This window comes from Pseudomonas sp. LSJ-87, from assembly GCF_032971465.1.
GTDB lineage: Bacteria > Pseudomonadota > Gammaproteobacteria > Pseudomonadales > Pseudomonadaceae > Aquipseudomonas > Aquipseudomonas putida_Z.
The window spans coordinates 141,517-163,946 of record NZ_JAWJYQ010000023.1 but is presented as its reverse complement, the minus strand read 5'-3'; the positions used below and the strand labels follow the sequence as shown (position 1 = coordinate 163,946).

The following is a 22,430-nucleotide window of genomic DNA, read 5'->3' as shown; positions in this document are numbered from 1 at the left end:
CCATGGCGAGCGGGATCGGTGTGGTGGTGATTGGCCGCAACGAAGGCCAGCGCCTGGAGCGCTGCCTGCGTTCGCTGCAGGGGACGGACAAGGTCATGTACGTCGATTCGGGCTCCACCGATGGTTCACCGCACTTGGCCCGCAGCTTGGGGGTAGAGGTACTGGCGCTGGACCTGGGCACCCCGTTTACTGCCGCGCGCGCCCGTAACGAAGGCTTTTTCGCCTTGCAGCGGCGGCTGCCGTCGATGCAACTGGTGCAGTTCGTCGATGGCGATTGCGAGGTGGATAGCGGCTGGCTGCCCGCGGCGCAGGCGTTTCTCGACGACCATCCCGACGTGGCAGTGGTGTGTGGCCGCCGACGCGAGCGCTTCCCGCAGCGGTCGGTGTACAACCTGTTGTGCGACCTGGAGTGGGACACCCCCATCGGCGAGGCCAAGGCCTGCGGTGGCGATGCCCTGATGCGGATAGATGCCTTTGCCGCGGTCGGCGGCTTTCGACCCGAGCTGATCGCCGGAGAAGAGCCCGAACTGTGCGTGCGCCTGCGGGCAAAGGGCTGGAAAATCTGGCGCCTGGACGCCGAGATGACCCTGCACGACGCCGCCATGACCCGTTTCAGCCAATGGTGGCGGCGTAGCCTGCGCGCTGGCCACGCCTATGCCGAAGGAGCATACCTGCATGGTCAGCCGCCCGAGCGGCACTGGCTGCGCGAATCGCGTCGGGCCTGGCTGTGGGGCCTGGGCATCCCCGTGGTGACCGTGCTGGCCTGTCTGCTGCTTGGCGGCTGGAGCCTGCTGTTACTGCTGGTCTACCCGCTGCAGGCCGTACGCCTGGCCCGGCGTGGTGGCAAGTCAGTGCGGGAGAACTGGCTACAGGCGGTGTTTCTGGTATTGGGCAAGTTCCCGGAAATGCTCGGGCAACTGAAGTTCTTGCGCCACCGCATCGCGGCCGGCAAATCGACGTTGATCGAGTACAAGTGACGAGGAGTCCGCTTACCCTGTGGGAGCGGCTTTAGCCGCGAAGAATCCAACGCGGTGCATGACACCGGCTGCGCCGGTGTTCGCGGCTAAAGCCGCTCCTACAGGGCTCCTGCTAATTCAATAAGTTACGTGCAGCTCTATGAGAAAGAGGCCCATGATGCTCGGCACGATCGTGAAAAGCGTGTTTACCTTGCACCCCGGCTACTCGTTGCGGGCGCTGAACAACAAGCGCAAGTTGACGCTGCAGATTGCCAGGCAATGGCCTGAGCTGAATGCGTTCCTGCGGCGCATGACGGCGACGCTGGGCCCGCAAGGTTTGCAGCGGCTGGGGGTGGATTGCATCGGTGTCGTGCAGTGGCCTTACCTCAGCAAATGTTGGGAAGCCCCGCAGCGCCTGGAGGTGCTGGCTTCGCACTTCGAAGTGCTGGCCGGGCAGTTTCCGGCGCTGTTGCTGCTGGGGCGGGACGAAAGCCTGACGCTGTGCGAGCTGTCCAGCCATTCGCCGGGCTGCCGCCTGGTGCTGGACCGGCCGATCTGGTTCAAGCGCGAAGGCGAGTTGGTATTGAACCTGTTCCAGGGCGAACTGCGCGTGGCATCCCTGGCGTTCAGCCTGTGCCGCAGCCAGGGCGAGCTTTGCCTGTTCATCGGTGCCGTGCAGGGCATCCACAAGGGTGTCGACAGCGAAACCTCATTGGCCATCTACCGCGACCTGACCAAGGACTTCGAAGGGTTGCGCCCGCGCAGCCTGCTGCTCGAGGCATTGAAGTGCCTGGCCAGGACACTGGGCGTGGCGCACCTGTATGCCGTCAGTGACGCCTGCCGCCACCATCGGCACGCGTATTTCGGCAACGACAAAGGCCAGGACCTGGCGGCCAATTATGACGTGATCTGGCTGGAGCACGGCGCTACTGCGTCGAACCATGCGGATTTCTTCGCCCTCCCGCTGGCCGCGGTACAGCGGGCGGAACAGGACATCCCGGCGAAGAAGCGGGCGATGTACCGCCGCCGCCAGGCGTTGCTCGACGATGTTTTCACCCGCTTGCAGGCCAGGTTGCCAGGCAGCGGTCACAACCTTGGACTACAAGGGAAACAGGAGGATGCACCTGACGAGGTGGCATCGGCGGGGCGCCGGCCGCCGGTAATCGACAGCCTGAAGTAACGGCCGGCCCTGCCACGGCAGGCCTGAAGGTTCATTACGCGGGTCTTGATCTGGATTCCTATGCGCATTGCTTATTTCATTAACCAGTACCCGAAGGTCAGCCACAGTTTCATCCGCCGCGAGATCCTGGCGCTGGAGCGCCAGGGGGTAGAGGTGCAGCGTATTGCCCTGCGCGGGTGGGACGCCGAGTTGCAGGATGCCGAGGACTCGAGCGAACAGGCCAGGACCCGCTATGTGCTGCAACGTGGCATCAAGGGCTTGCTGGCACCGTCCTGGCAAGTGCTGCGTGCACAGCCGCGCCGGTTCTTCCAGGCGCTTTGGCTGGCCATGCGCCTTGGCCTGCGGGCCGACCGCGCCTGGCCCTACCACCTGGTCTACCTGGCCGAGGCCTGCCAGGTGCTGCAGTGGTTGCAGGCTGGCGAGGCAAAACATGTGCATGCGCATTTCGGCACCAATTCCACCGAGGTGGTGATGCTGGCCAACGTGCTGGGCGGGCCAGCCTACAGCTTTACCGTGCACGGGCCGGAAGAGTTCGACAAACCGCAGTTCCTGCACATGGGCGAGAAGGTGCGGCGTGCCGCATTTGTCGCGGCGGTCAGCTCGTACGGGCGCAGCCAGTTGTTTCGCTGGGTGGCACACGACCACTGGGCCAAGGTGAAGGTGGTGCATTGCGGCCTCGAGCGCAGCTTCCATGAGGTGGCGCCGGTCGGCGTGCCCACGGCGCCACGCCTGGTGTGCGTCGGCCGCCTGTGCGAACAGAAAGGCCAGCTGCTGTTGCTCGAGGCCGCGCGGGTACTGGCCGCCCGGTCGGTCGCCTTCGAGCTGGTGCTGGCCGGCGACGGTGAAATGCGTGGGCAGATCGAGGCGTTGATTGCCCGGCACGGCTTGCAGCAGCAGGTGCGCATCACCGGCTGGCTCAGCAGCGCACAGGTGCGCGAGGAAATCCTTGCGGCGCGTGCACTGGTGCTGCCCAGCTTTGCCGAGGGGTTGCCGGTGGTGATCATGGAAGCCATGGCCTTGCGCCGGCCAGTGCTGACCACCTATGTGGCAGGCATTCCCGAGCTGGTGCGGCCGGGCGAGAACGGCTGGTTGTTCCCTGCCGGCGCCGTGGACGAGCTGGCGGCGGCCATGGCCGACTGCCTGGCGCAACCTGCCGAAGCGCTGCAGCGCATGGGCGAGGCAGCCCGCCAGCGTGTGCTGCAACGGCATGACATCGATACCGAAGCGGCCAGGCTGGCCAGCTATTTCAAGGCATCCGCATGATGAATGTATTGGCTTGGTTACTGGGCACGCTGGCGGCCATCGCCTTGTTGCCGGTGCTGCTGCTGTTGGTGCAGGTGCTGATGGCTTGCCTGCCAGCGCGCGCGCAGCCGTTGGGCAACAACGCTCGTCCGCAGGTGGCCGTGCTGGTGCCAGCCCATGACGAGGCTTCGCTGATCGGTGCCACGCTGGCGAGCATTGCCCCGCAGTTGCGGCCTGGCGACCGCTTGCTGGTGGTGGCGGACAACTGCACTGACGACACTGCGCAACTGGCGCGCGAGGCCGGTGCCGAAGTGGTGGAGCGCCGCGATGCGCGGTTGCGCGGCAAAGGCTACGCCCTGGACTTTGGCGTGCGCCACCTGGCCAGCCAGCCGCCCGAGGTGGTGATCGTGGTGGATGCCGACTGCCAGGTGGGCGAGGGGGCGATCGAGCACCTGGCACGGCGCTACCGCGAGGTCGCTCGCCCGGTGCAGGCGCTGTACCTGATGCACGCACCGGCAGGGGCCGGGCTGGCAGTGCAGGTTGCCGAGTTCGCCTGGCGGGTCAAGAACCTGGTGCGCCCGCGTGGTTGGGCACGGTTGGGCCTGCCTTGCCAGTTGATGGGCGCCGGCATGGCGTTCGGCTGGCGTGACCTGGCCTTGATCGACCTGGCCAACGGGCATCTGGTGGAGGATGTGAAACTGGGTCTGGACCTGTGCCAGCAGGGCAAGCCGCCAGTGTTCTGCCCCGAGGCCGTGGTCAGCAGCCGGTTCCCTGCCAGCCAGCAAGGCCTGGGTAGCCAGCGCACCCGCTGGGAGCATGGGCACCTGAGCCTGATGCTGGCCGATGCGCCCAGGCGTGCGCTGGCCGCAGTCACCCAGCGTAACGGCAGCTTGCTGGCCATGACCCTGGACCTGCTGGTGCCGCCCCTGGCGTTGCTGGTGCTGAGCCTGCTCGGGCTCAACCTGGTGGCCTGGCTGGCGTACCTGCTGTTCGGCCTGGCGGCACCTGCCTGGATCGCCCTTTGCGCGTTTGCATTGCTCGGCCTTGCCGTCGCACTGGCCTGGGCGCGCTTCTGTCGCGAATTGATCCCGTTTTCCGTGCTGCTGTACGCGCCGTTTTACGCCGCAAGAAAGGCCCCGTTGTATCTGCGGTTCCTGATCAAGCGCCAGGTTGAATGGGTACGTTCAAAACGGGATGAAGGCTGATGGCTGAGTGGCAGAAACGCTGGAGCACCCTCGTCGGCAAGCTCGAAGTGGTGGCGGATGCCACTGCCGCGCAGCGCCTGCTGGACAGGCTGAGCGCCCCGGAAGCCGCGACCGTGCTGGGCTTCGTCAATGCCCATGCAATGAACCTGGTGGTTCACGATGGCGCCTGCCACCAGGCATTGTCGGTGGCCGACGTGCTGCTGCGCGACGGGTCCGGCATGGCGATCCTGTATCGCCGGCTGGGGCTTGAACCGGGGCTCAACATGAATGGTACCGACTTCATTCCTCGGCTCCTGGCTGCCTACCGTGGGCGGCGGGTCGCGTTCTGGGGCACCCGGCAACCTTACCTGGACCAGGCCGTGCAGCGCAGCGCAGCTATGTTCGGGGTGGTGCCGGTGTCGGTCCACGATGGCTTTGCCAGCGTCGATACCTACCTGCAACTGGCCAGGGAGCAACAACCGGAGCTGATCGTGCTGGGCATGGGCATGCCCAGGCAGGAGGTTGTGGCGGCAAGGCTGGCAGCAACTGGCGGGCCGCGCCTGATCGTGTGCGGCGGCGCGATCCTGGACTTTCTCGGCGGCAAGGTCAGCCGGGCGCCCGAGTGGCTGCGGCGGTTGGGCGGGGAGTGGCTGTACCGGCTGTTGCGCGAGCCGAAGCGTTTGTTCATGCGTTATGTGGTGGGCAACCCGTTGTTCCTGCTGCGTACGTTGCTGTACCGCCGCGACGGAGGGGCGGCCAGACACCCCGTATGAGCGGCACAATCCGCGCACACTGATGGCGGGTGGCTGCTACAGTGAGATCAATGGGTTGGGGCTGCAGGATTTCGCTTCACGGGCTTTGCATGAGCCGTTGTCAAGTCTTGCTGGTTTGTGGAATGCACTTGCTGCACGCAAATTGATGAGGTCTGAAATGGTTCTAGAGCCCAGAAGCAGTCGGTCCTTGTTGCAGAGAAGAAGCAGCGTAAGTAACGCCATTCAGGCCGGCCTAGATGGGATTGCAGTCACCGGTATCGCCTGGTACCTGATTTACGACAAGTTTGGCTACATCACCTCCGATTACGTGATCATGCTGCTGTTGCTGGTGGGGGCCTTGGCAGTCATCTACGATCACTATGCGATATACCGTACCAACGTTGGCCTTTCCATCAAGGCTTTCCGGCTGTTCAAGGCTTGGTCGGTAACCTTTTGCTTTCTGGTAGTCATGGCTTTCCTGGCCAAACAGAGCGAAACCTATTCGCGGCTGCTGGTCGTGCAGTTGTTCATCATTGGCTACATCGCCCAGTTGTTCCTGCACTTTGCCGTGCGCGAATTGCAAAAGCGCTTCACCGCCCATGCCCGCCTGGACAACGCCCTGATCATTGGCGCCGGTGACCTGGCCAACTTCCTGTACCAGAAAATCAGCAACAACCCCTGGTTCGGTGAGCGTGTGCTGGGTTGCGTGCTGATCGACAGCGCCGATGAGCCCGGGCGCGAAAGCGCCGACGGCAAGCAGCGCATGCCGGTACTCGGGCATGTTGCCGAGCTTGACGATATCGTGGCTCGCCACGGCATCCGCACGGTGTACCTGGTGACCCCACTGGGTGGTTCCGAGGTCATCAATGATGTGTATTTCAAGTTGCTCGACAAGTGCATTGCGGTGAACTGGGTGCCGGATATCTTCTCGTTGCGCCTGATCAACCACAGCGTGCGGGAAATTGCCGGCATTCCCGTGCTGACCTTGTCGGAAACACCGCTGACGGGCATGAGCCTGTTCCTGAAGAACCTCGAGGACAGGGTGTTGGCGGCGCTGATCCTGCTGCTGGCATCGCCGGTGTTGCTGGCCGTTGCGCTGGCCATCAAGCTCGATAGCCGCGGCCCGGTGTTCTTCCGCCAGGAACGCACCGGCTGGACCGGGGAAGCGTTCCGCATCTGGAAGTTCAGGAGCATGCATGTCCATCAGCCGGAAGATGGCGTGGTGAAGCAGGCGCAGAGGAACGACCCGAGGCTGACCCGGGTCGGCGCCTTCATCCGCCGCACCAGCCTGGATGAACTGCCGCAGTTGTTCAATGTGCTGACCGGGGAGATGTCGCTCGTAGGGCCGCGGCCGCATGCCTTGCAGCATGACACGCTGTATTCGCAGGACATCGTCGACTACTTTGCCCGCCACAATATCAAGCCTGGCATGACCGGCCTGGCGCAGGTGCGTGGGTTCAGGGGCGAGACCAGGGATATCGAGCAGATGATCCAGCGGGTGGACTCGGACATCGAGTACATCAACAACTGGTCGCTGTGGCTGGATTTCGTGATTCTGGTGCGCACACTTAGCGCCTTTACCGGCAAGCAGGCCTACTGACGCGCAAATCTCGCAAGCGCTCTGCGCACCCTGTGGGAGCGGGTTTACCCGCGAAGAATCCAACGCGGTGCATGGCACCGGCTGCGCCGGTGTTCGCGGGCACGCCCGCTCCTACAGGGCCCCTGCCAATTCAATGAGTCATTTGCAGCGTGCAAGCGCAATTGGCTGGGCTAGTCCTTGTTCAACGGGTGCAACTCCCTGAACCCCCGCGCTTCCTCCACCAGCCAGTCATGCACCGCCCGCGCTCCCGGCTGGTTCAGCCCGCCCGGCGGGTAATGCACCACATAGCGCTTGTGGTTGGCGATCGGCACCCCGAACGGCACGATCAGCGCGCCGCGCTCCAGTTCGTCGTTGAGCAGCGTGCGCCGGGCAATCGCCACGCCAATGCCGGCAATCGCCGCCTCGATGGTCAGGTGGTTGCGGTTGAAGGTGTGCCCGCGCCGCACATCCAGGCCGGCGGCGCCGATGCCCTCCAGGTAGAACTCCCATTCGGCATATTCCGAACTGCCGCGCCAGGCCGTGATGTCGTGCAGCAGCGGGTAGTGCGCAAGGTCTGCCGGCCCGTGCAGCGGCGGGCGCCCGCGCAGCAAGGTGGGGGAGCACACGGGGAAGATCTGCTCGTCCAGCAGCGGCGTCGAGAGCATGCCGGGGTAGCTGCCATCGTTCAGGTCGATGGCCAGGTCGAAATCGCCCGGGGTCAACGCCTGGGCACTGTCTTCGGCCACCAGGCGCAGTTCGATGTCCGGGTAGCGTTGTTGAAAGCGCGGCAGGCGAGGCGTGAGCCATTTGGCCAGGAACGACGGGATCGAGCGCAGGCGCAAGGTGCCGCGGATTTCCCCCGCGTCCAGGCGCAGCAGTTCGGCTTCGATGCTGCCGTAGGCCTCGGTCACGGTCTGCGCCAGGCGTTGCCCTTCGGCGCTCAGTTCCACACCGCGCGCCCGGCGCAGGAACAGCCGATAGCCCAGGCGTTCCTCCAGCTGGCGCATCTGTTGGCTGACGGCGCCCGGGGTGATGTGCAGCTCTTCGGCACAGCGGGTGAAGGACAAGTGCCGGGCCGCACAGGCGAACACGTGTAGCCAGACGAACGTCTGGCCGTTGAGTTGTCGTCGCATCATTTAGTACCACTAAAGCCTTGCTTAGGAAGTTTCGTTGGTCATCCATGAGCCAGCGCGGCAGTATCGCGCAAAATCGCAATACCGCTCAATTTCTCCAGATAACCGTGCTGCGGCTTCATACCCGGGCACGGTCAGGCATTAGCATGGCTATCAGTGTTTTCGACCTTTTCAAAATCGGCATCGGGCCGTCCAGTTCCCACACCGTCGGCCCGATGCGGGCGGCGGCTACCTTTGCCCAGGCCCTGCGCGAACAGGGGCTGCTGGCCCGGGCAAGCCGGGTCGAGGTGCGGCTGTACGGGTCGCTGTCGGCCACCGGGGTTGGTCATGCCACCGATCGCGCCTGCCTGCTCGGCCTGATGGGGCAGTGGCCGGACCGTATCGACCCGGCCACCATCGAGTCGCGCATTGGCCAGGTGATGCAGGAGCACTGCCTGATGCTCGATGGCAGCCACCCGGTGGCGTTCGAGTACAGCTGCGACATGCTGCTGCTCGACGAGAACCTGCCGTACCACCCCAATGCCATGAGGCTGGAAGCCATGGACGGGCAGGGCAGCCTGTTACGCCAGACCTACTATTCGGTGGGCGGTGGCTTTATCGTCGAGCAAGCCGAGGTCGATGCGCCAGCCGTCGAAGCGAATGCGGTGGTGCTGCCGTACGAGTTCGACAGTGCCGCGCAGTTGCTGGCCTTGTGCAAGGCCCATGGCTTGAGCGTGGCGCAGTTGATGATGGCCAACGAATGTGCCTGGCGCCCGGAGGCCGAGGTACGCGAGGGCTTGCTGCGGATTTGGGGCGCCATGCGTGAATGCGTCGACAACGGCCTGCGCAACGAAGGCATCCTGCCGGGCGGGTTGCACGTCAAGCGCCGTGCGGCGCGGCTGCATCGCAGCCTGCAGGAACTGGGCAAGCCCAACGTGATCGGTTCCACCCTCAGCGCCATGGAATGGGTCAACCTGTTCGCTCTGGCGGTGAATGAAGAGAACGCCGCCGGCGGGCGCATGGTCACGGCGCCTACCAATGGTGCGGCTGGCATCATTCCGGCGGTGCTGCACTACTACATGAAGTTCAACCCGGGCGCGTGCGACGCGGACGTGGTGGACTTCCTGCTGGCGGCAGCGGCGGTCGGCATCCTGTGCAAGAAGAACGCGTCGATTTCCGGGGCTGAGGTTGGTTGCCAGGGCGAGGTGGGCTCGGCCTGTTCGATGGCCGCTGCCGGCCTGGCCCAGGTGCTGGGCGCTACGCCGCCGCAATTGGAAAATGCCGCCGAGATTGCCCTGGAACACAACCTTGGGCTGACCTGCGACCCGGTTGGCGGCTTGGTGCAGGTGCCGTGCATCGAGCGCAACGCGATTGCTGCGGTAAAAGCGATCAACGCCGTGCAGATGGCGTTGCGGGGGGATGGCGAGCACTTCATCTCGCTCGACCGGGTGATCCGCACCATGCGTGATACCGGGGCGGACATGCACGCCAACTACAAGGAGACTTCGCGCGGCGGCCTGGCCGTTGCCTTCGTCGAATGCTGACGCGGTCAACTGTAGGAGCGGCCTTGTGTCGCGAAAGGGCTGCGAAGCAGCCCCAGCGATTTCAGCTTGAATACGTGGATCTGGGGCCGCTCCGCGCCCCATCGCGACACAAGGCCGCTCCTACATGGACCAGTGAGGCTTTAGCGGGCTTTCTGCTTCGCTTCCAGGAAGCTCGCGCGCATGTCCTTGGCCCAGCCATCCAGCACCGGCTTGACGTCATTCAGGGTCAGCTGCGTGGTCTTGTTCTCCAGATCCTGCCCCGTGCCCTTGCGCACGACCTGGGCCAGCACTTTCTGGCTGGCACCATCGAGGAACGCAGCTTCCACGCCGACATCCACCTCCTGGTCACGGCCGCCCATGGCGGTGTTCACACCGGCTGAAATCAGCGCGATTGGGATGACCTCATAGGGCTTGAGGCCCTCGTTGCTGGTGGACACCGCAGTAATGGCCGGGCGCACCACGATCACGCCCGGGCCGGGGCCCTTGGCCAGCGGTACCACGCTGCCCATTTCACGGCGCAGCGCTTCGTTGAAGTAGCGGGTGATTTCCTGCAGCGTCTGCGCCGAGATGACCGCCGTCGGCTGCGGCCTGGGGTAGAACTGGCTGGGCTCGATGAACACCTGGCTGTACTGGTTGACGTTGACCTTGGGGTCGATCCAGCGCATCACCGGGTCGCCCGACGGGCTCTTGGTTTCCTGCAGCCGGCTGTAATCCTTGAGGAAGCCGGAGTAGTCCTTTGGGTCCACGCGATTGCTGGAGCAGGCGGCCATGGTAAGCAGTGCGGCGCACAACAGGGTAATGCGGGGCAATGATTTCATGATGAAGATGCATCCATGATAGGTCGGCCAGAACAACGCTAGCAGGTGCGCGACAGTTGGCCAGTGGGCTGGTTCAATCTGTAGTGGGAATTGGCTGCGGTAATGTTCCCAGGCGCGCAAATTCCTACAGTGTCTTGGGACCTCGCTGGCTTTTCAGTTTCTGCCGCCCTTGGAAAACTATGCCCGTTAAGGGTATGGTTGGGGTCCGGTGATGGAAATTTTCAAGCGCAAGGATTTCGCGCGTTGGCAAGCCGCTCACAGGCTCAGCGACGAAGTGCTGTGTAAAGCAGTGGACGAGATGTGCAGGGGCTTGGTCGATGCGAGCCTGGGTGGTGAGTTGTTCAAAAAACGCGTGGCAGCGCATGGTGCGGGAAAGCGCGGCGGTTATCGAACCCTTCTTTCCGCCCGCATCGGCAATCGATGTGTTTTCCTGCATGGCTTTGCCAAAAGTGACAAGGCAAATATCACCTTGGAGGAACAGAAAGCGCTGCGATTCGCTGGCAAAGTCTTTCTGGATTTATCACCGCTAGCGCTCTGCCGGGCGTTGCAGGCGGGTGTGCTGATGGAGGTATGTTGTGAGCAGCAAACTGATTGAATCGTTACGCGAGGACCTTGTCGCTCTGCACGAGGCCGGAGCGATCGGCAAGGTCACGCTTCGGGATTACGAAGCGCTATGCCCTGCACCGGTGCGAGATTTCAGCGCACTGGACATACGCCGTTTGCGCGAGGCACTCAACTTCAGTCAGCCGGTCTTTGCGATGCATTTGCACACGAGTGCATCGACAGTGCGCAAATGGGAGCAGGGCGAGACACGCCCATCGGGACCGGCTTTGAAGCTGCTGAATATCATTAAAAACAAAGGGTTACAGGTTCTTCTTTGAGTCCTTTGTCTGATTTTTTGAAAGTCCTTTAAAAACAGTGAATTACGGATTTTTTTGAAAATTTTCCTTTAACTTCCGATTCGCAGGCAAGCCTGCTGCCACGTCAACCCAACACCTCCCGCAATCGATACCACAACATCCCCAGCGCCAGCAGCGGCGAGCGCAGTGCCTTGCCGCCGGGGAAGGTCAGGTGTGGCACGGCGCTGAACACGTCCAGCCCCTGGCTGTGGCCGAGGGCGATGCTTTCGGCCAGCAGTTTCGCCGTCCAGTGCGTCACGTTCAGCCCATGCCCGGAATAGCCCTGGGCGTAGTAAACGTTGGGGTGCTGGCTGAGGCGCCCGACCTGGGGGAAGCGGTTGGCGGTGATGCCGATCATGCCGCCCCACTGGTAGTCGATACGCACGTTGGCCAGCTGCGGGAACACCTTCAGCACCTTGGGCCGCATGTAGGCGGCGATGTCCTTGGGGTCGCGGCCGGAATAGTGGCAGGCGCCGCCGAACAGCAGGCGCCGGTCTGCCGTCAGGCGGTAGTAGTCCAGGCCGACTTTCTGGTCGCACAGCGCCATGTTCTGCGGGATCAGGCTGCTGGCAAGTGACTCGGGCAATGGCTCGGTAGCCACCACGTAGCTGCCGGCCGGCAGCACCTTGCCGCTCAGGCGTGGTTCCAGTTCATCGAGGTGGGCGTTGCAGCCCAGCACCAGGCTGCTTGCCCGCACCTTGCCACGGGCCGTGTGCAGGGTCACGCGGGGGCCGTGCTCGATGCGCAGCACCGGGCTCTGCTCGAAGATGCGTACGCCCAGGCCGTGGGCGGCGCGGGCTTCGCCCTGGACCAGGTCAAGCGGGTGCAGGTGGCCCGAGCCCATGTCTACCAGGCCGCCGGCGTACTGGTCGCTGGCGACGATTTCATGCAGCTGGTCGGCACTGACCAGGCGGGTTTCAGGGCGATAACCGAGTGCGGCCAGGTCGTCCTGTTCGTCCTTGAATGCGGCGAACTGCGCTGGGGTGTTGGCCAGTTCGCAGAAGCCCCAGCGCAGGTCGCAGGCAATGCCGTACCGGGCGATGCGGCTGGCCACCAGCGCTACCGAATCGATGCCGGCCTGTTTCAGGTAGTGCACGCCGTCCTGGCCGACATGCCGGGCAAAGCCGCTGACGTCATGGCCGATGCCGCGAATCAGCTGGCCGCCGTTGCGGCCGCTGGCGCCCCAGCCGATGCGCCGGGCTTCAAGCAGCACCACCGAGAGCCCGCGTTCGACCAGTTCCAGGGCTGTATTGACCCCGGTCAGCCCGCCGCCGACCACGCACACATCGGCGGTCAGTTCGCCGTCCAGGCTGGGATAGGGCGCTGCATCGCGTGCCGTGGCGGCATAGTACGAAGCGGTGTGTTGGGTAGTGAAAGACATGGGCGTTCTCGACTCAGCGGTTGGACTTGATCTTGCTCCAGGAACGGGTCATGACGCGCATGATCTTCGGGCTCGGCGTGCTGGAGATGTACAGCTTGTCCAGCACATCCTGGGGTGGGTAGATCTCGGGGTTTTTCACCAGTGACGCGTCCATGTAGGCCTGGGCATCGGGGTTGGCGTTGGCATATCCGACCGTGGCGCTGACCTTGGCGATCACTTTGGGGTCGAGCAGGTAGTTGATGAACGCCAGGGCCTGTTCGGGGTTGTTGGCGTCCTTGGGGATGGCCAGCAGGTCGAACCACAGGTTGCTGCCTTCCTTGGGAATGCTGTAGGCGACTTTCACGCCGTTTTTCGCCTCCACGGCGCGGTTGGCGGCCTGGAACACGTCGCCGGAGTAGCCGAAGGCCACGCAGACATCGCCATTGGCCAGGTCGGAAACGTACTTGGAGGAGTGGAAGTAGGTGATATAGGGGCGCAGTTCGAGCAGGCGGGCTTCCGCCTTGGCATAGTCGGCCGGTTTTTCGCTGCGCGGGTCCATGCCCAGGTAGTTGAGCACGGCCGGGAACAGTTCGTCGGGCGAGTCCATGAACGCCACGCCGCACTGCTTGAGCTTTTTCAGGTTCTCGGGCTCGAACAGCACCGCCCATGAATCGATATGGTCGACGCCCAGGGCCGCCTTGACCTTGTCGATGTTGTAGCCGATGCCGTTGGTACCCCACAGGTAGGGTACGGCGTACTGGTTGCCCGGGTCGTTCTGTTCAAGCTGCTTGAGCAGCTTGGGGTCCAGGTGCTGCCAGTTGGGCAGCTTGCTGCGGTCCAGCGGCAGGAAGGCACCGGCCTGGGCCTGGCGTGCGAGGAAGTGGTTGGATGGCACCACCACGTCATAGCCGGTGCGCCCGGCCAGCAGCTTGCCTTCCAGGGTTTCGTTGGAGTCGAACACGTCATAGACCACCTTGATCCCGCTGCTGGCCTGGAAGTCGGCCACGGTGGTGTCGCCGATGTAGTCGGTCCAGTTGTACACGCTGACCGAGGGGGTGGCCTGGGTGGTGGTGGCGAACAGCAGGGCGAATGCGGCGGGGATCAGGGCTTGCAGATGACGCATGGGGGACACCTCGTTGGTATTGTTCTTCGAGTTCGGTGCAGGGGCTCGTGCCCTGTGGGAGCGGGTTTACCCGCGAATACGTCGTTGAATGCACCACAGCATTCGCGGGTAAACCCGCTCCCACAGGTACCGCGAAAATGTCAGACACTCAGCATCAGGAATTCACGCTCCCACGAGCTGATCACGCGCTTGTAGTTCTCATGCTCGGCACGCTTGACCGCCACGTACCCCTGGACGAACTGCTTGCCCAGGTACTGCTGCACGGTCTCGCAGTCTTCCATGTGCTGCAGGGCGTCCTCGATGGTGATCGGCAGGCGCAGGTTGCGCCGCTCGTAGGCACGGCCCTGCACCGGTGCGCTGGGCTCGATGCGCTCGATCATGCCCAGGTAGCCGCACAGCAGGCTGGCGGCGATGGCCAGGTACGGGTTGGCATCGGCGCCCGGCAGGCGGTTTTCCACGCGCATCGCTTCGGGGCTGGAGGTGGGCACGCGCAGGCCGGCGGTGCGGTTTTCTTCACCCCACTCGACGTTCACCGGTGCCGAGGTGTCCGGCAGGAAGCGGCGGAACGAGTTGACGTTGGGCGCGAACATCGGCAGCAGCTTGGGGATGTACTTCTGCAAACCGCCGATGTGGTACAGGAACAGCTGGCTCATGCTGCCGTCTTCATTGGCGAAGATCGGCTTGCCGGTGGCGATGTCGACCACGCTCTGGTGCAGGTGCATGGCACTGCCGGGCTCGTCGGTGATCGGCTTGGCCATGAAGGTGGCGGCCACGTTGTGCTTGAGCGCGGCTTCACGCATGGTGCGCTTGAACACGGTGATCTGGTCGGCCAGGTCCAGGGCGTCGCCGTGGCGGAAGTTGATCTCCATCTGCGCCGGGCCGTCTTCATGGATCAGCGTGTCCAGGTCCAGGCCCTGGATCTCGCACCAGTCGTAGACGTCTTCGAACAGCGGGTCGAATTCGTTGGCGGCATCGATCGAGAACGACTGGCGGCCGCTTTCGGCACGGCCGGAACGCCCCAGCGGCACTTGCAGTGGCAGGTCCGGGTCTTCGCAGCGCTGGGTCAGGTAGAACTCCATCTCCGGTGCCACGATCGGCTGCCAGCCTTTGTCGGCATACAGCTTGAGCACTTTCTTCAGCACGTTGCGCGGCGACAGCTCGATGGGGTTGCCTTGCTTGTCGAAGGTGTCGTGGATCACGATCGCGGTCGGCTCGATCGCCCACGGGATCTGGTACACGGCGCTCGGGTCTGGGCGGCAGACCATGTCGATGTCGGCGGCATCGAGCAGGTTGTAGTAGATGTCATCGTCAACGTAGTCGCCGGTGACCGTCTGCAGCAGCACGCTCTCGGGCAGGCGCATGCCACGCTCATGGAGAAACTTGGCGGTGGGCGCGATCTTGCCGCGGGCGATGCCGGTCAGGTCGCTGATCACGCATTCGACTTCGGTGATCCGGTGTTCTTTCAGCCAGGTGGACAGCTGATCGAAGGGGGCGTTCATACAGACCTCTTGGTTGGGTTTTAGTGTGGGAGCAAGCGTGCCAGCGTAAACCGTTCTACGGTTTCGAAGGCGTCCCGCTTCCCAGGTGACGCGCTGGAGACTATCTTGGTCGCAGCCCGCATGGCTGATCTATCCACTTTCTCCGGCAATGAATGCACCAAAAGAGTGCAACTAGGACCGAGCGTGACAACCGCCAATGCCCTGCAAGTCCAGGCTTTCCACACCACCGACGTGACCGAACAAGTACGTGCCACCCCTGGCTGGCAGCAGCAGTACCGGCAGATGTCGCCCGGGCATTTCAGCGGAGAGCTGCGTTGCCTGGGGCTGGACGGGGTGGAGGTATACGAGGAGCGGCTGAACACCCGGGTGGAGCAGTTTTTCCGCGCACCCAGCGGTTCGCTGGCGTTCTGCTTCGACCGCAGCGAGAACAGCCTGTACCTGCTGAACGAACAGAGCCGCAACATCTGGATCACGCCGGAGAACTACCAGGAAGTGGCGGTCGTGTTCGACCAGGCCTTCCTGGCCCGCCATGGGCTGGACCCGCAGCGCCTGGAAGGGTTGTTCATGGTGCCGCTGGGCAGCGGTCAGAACGCGCTGTTCGGCAGCTGGCTGAGCGCGACGCTGACCCGCCTGGGCCAGGCGGATTGCCCGCTGCAGGGGCAGGCCCTGGCGGAGCAGCTGCTGGAGGACTGCCTGTTCATCCTCGACAACGCCTGCCAGCGCCTGCAGGGCGTGGCGTTGGGCCGGCGTGACGAGGAACGGGCGATCATGCGCCGGGTGAGCGAGTGGGCGGCCGACTGCCCGGAGGAGACGCTGAACCTGGTGGAGCTGGCGGATGTTGCCGGGGTTTCCTTGCGTCAGTTGCAGCAAGCCTTCAAGGCGTATACCGGCATGCCGCCGGCGCACTGGTTGCGCCTGCGCCGGCTGAACGGTGCGCGGCGCGATCTGCTGCATGGCGGTGAAGTGACCGTGGCCGAGGTGGCGATGCGTTGGTCGTTCTGGCATTTGGGAAGGTTTTCAGAGAGTTACCGGCAGTTGTTCAAGGAGTTTCCCAGCGAGACCTTGAAGCGGGGCAGGGGCTGAATCTGGTGGTATAGCTGCTCCCACAGGATCACCTCAGTGCCAGGCGTTGTGAGGTCCATGTGGGAGCGGGTTCACCCGCGAAGAGGCCGGCCCAGGCAATACACAACCCAGCATTCCACAGCGAAAATTGCTATCGTGCCGCCCTGATTCCACCCGAGGTGCCGATGTTCTACCTGCCTTTGCCCAGCGACCAGGCCGACCGCCTCGCCAGCGAGCCCACCACCGACTTCTTCACCACCGCCAGCGTCCTCGACGCCGCCGCCGTGCTGTTCGTGCAGAACCTGCCGCGCCAGCCCGCCACCGCCTCGGCGGATGCGCAGGAACGCCGCTTTGCCGAAATAGTGCGCATTGCCAACGAGGTCGAAAGCGCCGCGCCGGGGCGCTTCCAGGGCCAGGTGGCGCAGCACTTCGATCGCGAAGCCTTCGCCATGGGCCTGGGCATGCTGGGCGAAAACGGTATCGCACTGCTGTCGACCGAGGTGGAGTACCAGGCCGACGAGCTGCTGGACGCCGAGGGCCAGTGGAATTTCCAGTTCGCCGACAGCTACCGCCAGCGGGCAACCCCGCTGCACCCAGTGTACCTGCCTTCCCTGGCCAGCGACCTGATGCTCAGCGACCAACAGAACCGCCTGCTGCGCGAATTCCTCAGTGGTATCGATGAGTCGGTGGCGGTACAGGGCTTTGCCGGCACCGGCAAGACCTTCCTGATTCACCAGTTCGCGCGCCTGCTCGAGCCGCAGCGCACGCTGTTGCTGGCCTTGACCGAAGGCCAGCTGCGCGCGCTGCAGGCGCGGGTCAAGGATGCCGCCGCCTACACCGCACTGACCTTCGGCCAGCTGGCCGACGAGCTGCTCAACCGCGACCTCACCAGCAATGGCTGGCGCCTGCGCGACCCGTATCGCACCAAGCTTTCGTGGCGCCCGCAGGATGCGCAGGTGGTACGTTGGCTGGCCATCCCCGACATCGGCCCGCTCGCCGCGCGCGATGTGGTTGCCTTGTGCATCCGCGCGGTGCGCACGTTCTGCCACAGCGCCGACACCCAGCTGCAGTTGCACCACCTGCCCTGGGCCGGGCCGGGGACCACGCCACTGGACCAGGAAGTGTTGCTGGAAAAGGCACGGCTGTACTGGCAGGAGCTGATTCGCCCGTCGGCACGGGAAATCCAGTTGCCGGTGCGCGACTACCACCGGGTCAAACTGCTGTCGCTGACCGGTCATGTGATCGACAGCCGCTACACCCATGTCATCGTCGACGAGGCCCACGAGCTGTCGGCACCGATGCTTGCCGTGCTCGACCGCAGCCCGCAGTCGATCATTGCCCTGGGTGACGAGCTGCAGAACCTCAACGGCCTTAGCGCGCACCATGGCGGCTTTATCCGCCAGCGTTACATCGACCACTCGCTGCGGGCCGGCCCGGCGATGGACAACGTGCTCAACCCGTTGATCCAGGCCCACCCGGCGGCGATCCAGGCAGCCTTCAGCGGCAGCGCCGAGCATTACACCCGGGTCAGCTTCTTCGATGCGGTAACGGTGCCGGAACAGCCCACGGCGCTGATCGTCGACGATGAATGGGGCCTGTTTGGCTGGTTCCAGCGCCTGACCCACCAGGGCGTGCCGTTCGTGCTGCTGAAAAGCGCGCGCAAGGACTTCGAGCTGTTCGTCGAAGACTGCATCGAGCTGTACCGCCATGGCACCCGGCCGCGTCACCCGATGCTGTTCCGCTATGCCAGCTGGCAGGCGCTGGAGCAGGACAAGGGTGATGACAAGGCGTTCGTCGCCGTGGCCAACATGCTGCGCAAGGGCTACACGCCAGAGCACTTTGCCAGGGCCAAGAGCCGTTACCGCTGGGACAAGGCGCCCAAGCTGTTCCTGGGGCGGGTGCGGGATGTGAAGAACATGGAGTTCGCCCGGGTGATGGTGTCGCCGGAGCTGATGGTGGTGCCGCAGGTGGCGGGGAACCGCAATGAACGGGCGCGGATGCTGGCGGGGTTGTATACCGCCTGTTCGCGGGCGCGGCATGAACTGATCGTGCCGGGGGGGATGCTGGACTGGGTCAAGGACCAGGTTCGGGATTGAGATTATCGGGGCCGCTGTGCGGCCCTTTCGCGACACAAGGCCGCTCCCACAGGGGAAACGCAATTTCCTGTGGGAGCGGCCTTGTGTCGCGAAAGGGCTGCAAAGCAGCCCCAGGGTCATGAATCAGTTACGGTCCAGCCACACAGTCTGGGCATTGGTGAACTCACGCACCCCAAAGTGCGACAGCTCACGCCCGAAGCCGCTCTTCTTCACCCCGCCAAACGCCACGCGGGGGTCGGAAGCGCAATAGCCGTTGATGAACACGCCGCCGGTATCCAGCGCCGCGGTCATGCGCTCGGCCAGCGCGTAGTCGGCGGTGTAGATGGTCGAGGCCAGGCCGAACTCGCTGTCGTTGGCCAGCTCCACCGCATGCTCCGCATCACGTGCGCTGATGATCGCCGCTACCGGCCCGAACAGCTCCTGCTTGAACGCAGTCATCTGCGGGGTGACGTTGGCGAACACGGTCGGTGCGTAGAAATTGGCCACGCCATCGACCTTGTGGCCGCCCAGCAGCAGGGTGGCGCCTTCGGCGATGGTCGCCTGGACCTGGCCATCCAGCTCGTCGCGCAGGTCGTAACGGGCCATCGGGCCGATGTAGGTATCTTCTTCCAGCGGGTTGCCGACCTTCAGCTCGCGAGTGGCCTCGACGAACTTGCGGGTGAATTCGTCAACGATGCTTTCCTCGACGATCAGGCGCTTGGCCGCAGCGCAGACCTGGCCGGTGTTCTGGTAACGGCCGATCACGGCTGCTTTCACGGCGGCATCCAGGTCGGCGTCGGCCAGCACGATGAACGGGTCGGAACCGCCCAGCTCCAGCACGCACTTCTTCAGCGCCGCGCCGGCTTGCGCACCAATCGCCATGCCGGCACGCACGCTGCCGGTCAGGGTCACGGCGGCAATGCGCGGGTCGTTGATGGCGCGGGTGACGCCGTCCGGGGTCACGTTCAGCACTTCGAACACGCCTTCCGGCAGGCCGGCATCCTTGAACAGCTCGCCCAGCAGGTAGGCGCTGCCCATCACGTTCGGCGCGTGCTTGAGTACGTAGGTGTTGCCGGCCAGGATTGCCGGCACGGCGCCGCGCAGTACCTGCCAGACCGGGAAGTTCCATGGCATCACGGCCAGGATCGGGCCCAGCGGGCGGTATTCGATGCGGGCTTTCTCGACCTGGGTCGGCTCGGCGGCGAGCATGGCCGGGCCATGTTCGGCGTACCAGCGGCACAGGCCGACGCACTTGCTGACTTCACCACGGGCCTGGGCGACAGGCTTGCCGATCTCGCGGCTGATCATTTGCGCGAAGGCTTCGGCCTTGGTTTCGAGGGTGCTGGCCAGGGCAAGCAGGTACTCGCTGCGCTGACCCAGCGACACCTGGCGCCACTGGCGGTAGCCAACCTTGGCGCGTTGCAGCGCCGCTTCCAGTGCGGCGTCGGTGTCGAACGGGTAGGCGCCGATCTGCTCGCCGCTATACGGGTCGAGGGAGATGGCGTGGGTCAGGCTGCTGATCGCGCTCATGGCGGGACACTCTCGTTGTTGTTGAACCGTGACGCCAGACTAGTGGGCTATGGCTTTAATGAAAACTGAATAATAATGAGCGAAACATTCACGTTTGGAGAAAGGCTGTGGACCTGGTGCAACTGGAGATCTTCAAGGCCGTGGCAGAGCAGGGCAGCATCAGTGCCGCCGCGCAGCATATCCATAGGGTGCCGTCGAACCTGACCACGCGTATCAAGCAACTGGAGGAGGACCTGGGCGTGGAGCTGTTCATCCGCGAGAAGAGCCGCCTGCGCCTGTCCCCCGCAGGCTGGAACTTCCTCGAATACACCCGGCGCATTCTCGACCTGGTGCATGAGGCGCGGCTGACCGTGGCCGGTGAAGACCCGCAAGGCACCTTCGCCCTGGGGTCGCTGGAAAGCACGGCCGCGGTACGCATCCCGGCCTTGCTGGCGGCCTACAACCAGCGCTACCCCAAGGTCGACCTGGACCTGTCCACCGGGCCGTCCGGGACCATGCTCGAAGGCGTGTTGTCTGGCCGCCTGGTGGCAGCGTTCGTCGACGGTCCGGTGCTGCACCCGACGCTGGAAGGCATGCCGGTGTTCGAGGAAGAAATGATGGTCATCGCGCCGCTCAACCACGCCCCGGTAACCCGCGCCCAGGACGTCAACGGCGAAAGCATCTACGCCTTCCGCGCCAACTGTTCGTACCGCCACCACTTCGAAAACTGGTTCGTGCAGGACCAGGCGGTGCCGGGCAAGATCCACGAAATGGAGTCGTACCACGGCATGCTGGCCTGCGTCAGCGCCGGCGCCGGCCTGGCCATGATGCCGCGCAGCATGCTCGACAACATGCCCGGTTGCAGCACCGTCAGTGCCTGGCCGATGTCGGAGGATTTCCGTTACCTGAAGACCTGGCTGGTGTGGCGCCGGGGCACGGTATCGCGCAGTTTGAGCATGTTCGTGAAACTGCTCGAGGAAGGGCGCGCAACCTGATGTTCCAGCACAATATTCACACCATTGATGCGAATTTCATCAAGACGACCATGCATCAGCACGAACGCCGTTACGCCCGAAGGATCAGATAATAGGTAAGCCATCCTCGAAAGGAGGGTCGTACCATGCGTAACCATCACTATGCCCTCGGCGCGGCGCTGCTGATCACCCTGGCGCTGCCATGGACCCTGGCGGCCGCCGCCGACCTCAATGCCCCCATCGACATGCAGGCCGTGCAACTGCAACAGCAGGAGCAGAACGGCGTCCGCTACCTGCAAGGCGGCATCGGCCAGGATGAAGCCAACGCCCTGCGCAAGACCCCGGGCTATGACCTGCACGTGGAACTCTCCACCGGCCCGGAAGGCAAGTTCCAGAGCGGTGCCACCGTCGACATCCAGAATGCACAGGGCCAGCCCGTGCTCAGCCTTACGGATGCCGGGCCGCTGCTGTATGTGCAGTTGCCTCCCGGCAAATACAAAGTGACTGGCAACGCCCAGGGTGAAACGGTGCAGCAATTGGTGACCGTGAATGGCAAGACCCCCGCGACCGTGAACCTGAACTGGCGTTGATGAAAAAAAGGGCAGGAGTACGGATGTGCTCCTGCCTGAAAGGAGCGCATCGCCATGAGCCTGGACCTTCAGCTGGAGATGTTGGACGAGCGGGGCTATGTGTTGCTCCCCGGTGTGCTCGAACCCTTGCGTATCGCCTTGCTGCGCTGCGCTATCGATGACCTGCGGCCCATCCACTGGGATTACCAGGGGCTGCTGGAGCACTACAAGTGCGTGTTCAACCGCAACCCGTTGTGGTTGCCCTTTCTCGACCTGCCGCCGCTGATTGCCCTGGCCGAAGCGGCACTGGGCGCCGACTGCCATGTGATCGGCCAGACCGCCTGGCGCAGCCACCCTGGCTACCCTGGCGTGGCCCTGCACCTGGACCATCTGCCCATGCAGTTGCCCGACTGGCTCAGCGAGCGCGGCGACTTCACCCAACCCCCGCAGATCCTGACTGCGCAGCTGTACCTGAGCGATATCGACCATCACATCGGGCCTACCTGGATTGTGCCCGGCAGCCACCGCGCGGCGCGGCCACCACAGGCTGGCGAGCAACACTGGCAGGGCCGTGAGGCCCAGCCGGTGCTGTGCAAGGCAGGGGACGCGCTGGTGTTTCGCAGCGATGTCTGGCACAGCGGCGGTGCCAACTGCACCCAGTCACGCGAGCGCGACATGCTGCAAGTGCACTATGGCCGGCGCATGGTCGCGCAGAAGTTTTCGCCGTACCTGAACTGGCGTTTCAACCCGCAGGTGCTGGAGGAGGCCACCCCCAGGCAAAGGCGTCTGCTGGGCGAACACGAAGAGGCGGAATACGACTGACCGCTGCTGTTCGGCATGGCAGATGCTGGCGCAGGGTATTAGCCAATGGTGGCAATTCACTTTCAACTTTCTGTTTATCTGGTCGATAATCAGAAAAGTATTACTTCGTGTGACCGGTCTGGATGCATCCGGTCACCACATAAGATCGAGGGGCCCAAGCCCCCACTTGCC

The 22,430-nt window shown here is 64.0% G+C and carries 20 protein-coding genes; 14 read left to right on the top strand and 6 right to left on the bottom strand.

What is annotated here, in order from left to right:
• The first annotated feature begins 2 nt into the window (after positions 1-2).
• The 6 genes from RYH74_RS15820 (at position 3) to RYH74_RS15795 (ending at position 6,914) form a co-directional block, all read left to right on the top strand.
• A complete protein-coding gene (locus RYH74_RS15820) occupies positions 3-977 on the top strand; it encodes a glycosyltransferase (RefSeq protein WP_317409715.1) in 975 nt (324 codons plus the stop codon).
• Positions 978-1,131: 154 nt separating this feature from the next.
• Positions 1,132-2,136 carry a VirK/YbjX family protein gene (locus RYH74_RS15815; RefSeq protein ID WP_317409714.1) on the top strand — a complete coding sequence of 335 codons (1,005 nt, stop codon included), beginning with the start codon at positions 1,132-1,134 and terminating at the stop codon, positions 2,134-2,136.
• Between the two features lie 60 nt (positions 2,137-2,196).
• Entirely contained in the window at positions 2,197-3,399 is a 1,203-nt protein-coding gene (locus RYH74_RS15810; protein ID WP_317409713.1) for a glycosyltransferase, read from the top strand.
• Positions 3,396-4,583 (top strand): glycosyltransferase family 2 protein, encoded by a 1,188-nt coding sequence (locus RYH74_RS15805; RefSeq protein WP_317409712.1) that lies wholly within the window; start codon positions 3,396-3,398, stop codon positions 4,581-4,583. Before RYH74_RS15810 ends, RYH74_RS15805 begins: the two co-directional genes overlap by 4 nt.
• On the top strand, positions 4,583-5,335 hold the full coding sequence (locus RYH74_RS15800) for a WecB/TagA/CpsF family glycosyltransferase (RefSeq protein ID WP_317409711.1): 753 nt from the start codon (positions 4,583-4,585) through the stop codon (positions 5,333-5,335). The genes RYH74_RS15805 and RYH74_RS15800 overlap by 1 nt, the downstream gene beginning before the upstream one ends.
• A 157-nt stretch (positions 5,336-5,492) precedes the next feature.
• On the top strand, positions 5,493-6,914 hold the full coding sequence (locus RYH74_RS15795; RefSeq protein WP_075045164.1) for an undecaprenyl-phosphate glucose phosphotransferase: 1,422 nt from the start codon (positions 5,493-5,495) through the stop codon (positions 6,912-6,914).
• Between the two features lie 170 nt (positions 6,915-7,084).
• On the opposite strand, the gene RYH74_RS15790 is transcribed toward RYH74_RS15795, so the two are convergent.
• The gene (locus tag RYH74_RS15790; RefSeq protein ID WP_075046970.1) at positions 7,085-8,026 is read right to left on the bottom strand and encodes a LysR substrate-binding domain-containing protein; all 942 of its coding nucleotides are present in this window, start codon (positions 8,024-8,026) and stop codon (positions 7,085-7,087) included.
• 146 nt (positions 8,027-8,172) lie between these two features.
• Here RYH74_RS15790 and RYH74_RS15785 point away from each other — a divergent pair, with 146 nt between their 5' ends.
• Positions 8,173-9,549, top strand: a complete 1,377-nt coding sequence (locus RYH74_RS15785; RefSeq protein WP_317409710.1) for an L-serine ammonia-lyase — start codon at positions 8,173-8,175, stop codon at positions 9,547-9,549.
• Between the two features lie 140 nt (positions 9,550-9,689).
• Here the strand turns inward: RYH74_RS15785 and RYH74_RS15780 are convergent, their stop codons facing one another.
• Complete coding sequence (locus tag RYH74_RS15780; protein WP_025339019.1) at positions 9,690-10,367, bottom strand: DUF3313 domain-containing protein; 678 nt, start codon at positions 10,365-10,367, stop codon at positions 9,690-9,692.
• Between the two features lie 211 nt (positions 10,368-10,578).
• Between RYH74_RS15780 and RYH74_RS15775 the strand changes: the two genes are divergently transcribed.
• Entirely contained in the window at positions 10,579-10,962 is a 384-nt protein-coding gene (locus RYH74_RS15775; RefSeq protein ID WP_085615606.1) for a type II toxin-antitoxin system RelE/ParE family toxin, read from the top strand.
• Entirely contained in the window at positions 10,943-11,248 is a 306-nt protein-coding gene (locus RYH74_RS15770; protein WP_003260255.1) for a helix-turn-helix domain-containing protein, read from the top strand. Before RYH74_RS15775 ends, RYH74_RS15770 begins: the two co-directional genes overlap by 20 nt.
• Before the next feature lie 103 nt (positions 11,249-11,351).
• On the opposite strand, the gene RYH74_RS15765 is transcribed toward RYH74_RS15770, so the two are convergent.
• The 3 genes from RYH74_RS15765 to RYH74_RS15755 all read right to left on the bottom strand — a co-directional run bounded on the left by RYH74_RS15765 (position 11,352) and on the right by RYH74_RS15755 (position 15,248).
• On the bottom strand, positions 11,352-12,647 hold the full coding sequence (locus tag RYH74_RS15765) for an NAD(P)/FAD-dependent oxidoreductase (RefSeq protein WP_317409709.1): 1,296 nt from the start codon (positions 12,645-12,647) through the stop codon (positions 11,352-11,354).
• A 13-nt stretch (positions 12,648-12,660) separates the two neighbouring features.
• Positions 12,661-13,749, bottom strand: a complete 1,089-nt coding sequence (locus tag RYH74_RS15760; RefSeq protein WP_025339021.1) for a polyamine ABC transporter substrate-binding protein — start codon at positions 13,747-13,749, stop codon at positions 12,661-12,663.
• A gap of 140 nt (positions 13,750-13,889) precedes the next feature.
• Positions 13,890-15,248: a glutamine synthetase family protein gene (locus RYH74_RS15755; RefSeq protein WP_085589569.1), complete on the bottom strand. Its 1,359-nt coding sequence runs from the start codon at positions 15,246-15,248 to the stop codon at positions 13,890-13,892.
• Between the two features lie 183 nt (positions 15,249-15,431).
• On the opposite strand from RYH74_RS15755, the gene RYH74_RS15750 reads away from it, so the two are divergent.
• Together RYH74_RS15750 and RYH74_RS15745 are read left to right on the top strand one after the other, a co-directional pair.
• Positions 15,432-16,331, top strand: coding sequence for a helix-turn-helix domain-containing protein (locus RYH74_RS15750; RefSeq protein ID WP_085589571.1), 900 nt, complete (start codon positions 15,432-15,434; stop codon positions 16,329-16,331).
• Positions 16,332-16,495: 164 nt separating this feature from the next.
• Positions 16,496-18,406, top strand: coding sequence for an AAA family ATPase (locus RYH74_RS15745; RefSeq protein WP_238066370.1), 1,911 nt, complete (start codon positions 16,496-16,498; stop codon positions 18,404-18,406).
• Between the two features lie 123 nt (positions 18,407-18,529).
• Here RYH74_RS15745 and RYH74_RS15740 read toward each other — a convergent pair whose 3' ends face one another.
• Entirely contained in the window at positions 18,530-19,915 is a 1,386-nt protein-coding gene (locus RYH74_RS15740; protein WP_317409708.1) for an aldehyde dehydrogenase family protein, read from the bottom strand.
• 107 nt (positions 19,916-20,022) lie between these two features.
• Here RYH74_RS15740 and ptrR point away from each other — a divergent pair, with 107 nt between their 5' ends.
• From ptrR to RYH74_RS15725, 3 genes are all read left to right on the top strand, one after another.
• Positions 20,023-20,889 carry a putrescine utilization regulator PtrR gene (gene ptrR / locus RYH74_RS15735; RefSeq protein ID WP_013972688.1) on the top strand — a complete coding sequence of 289 codons (867 nt, stop codon included), beginning with the start codon at positions 20,023-20,025 and terminating at the stop codon, positions 20,887-20,889.
• Between the two features lie 125 nt (positions 20,890-21,014).
• Positions 21,015-21,458 carry a hypothetical protein gene (locus RYH74_RS15730; RefSeq protein WP_025339026.1) on the top strand — a complete coding sequence of 148 codons (444 nt, stop codon included), beginning with the start codon at positions 21,015-21,017 and terminating at the stop codon, positions 21,456-21,458.
• A 54-nt stretch (positions 21,459-21,512) separates the two neighbouring features.
• A complete protein-coding gene (locus RYH74_RS15725; protein ID WP_317409707.1) occupies positions 21,513-22,259 on the top strand; it encodes a phytanoyl-CoA dioxygenase family protein in 747 nt (248 codons plus the stop codon).
• The last annotated feature ends 171 nt before the right edge of the window (positions 22,260-22,430 follow it).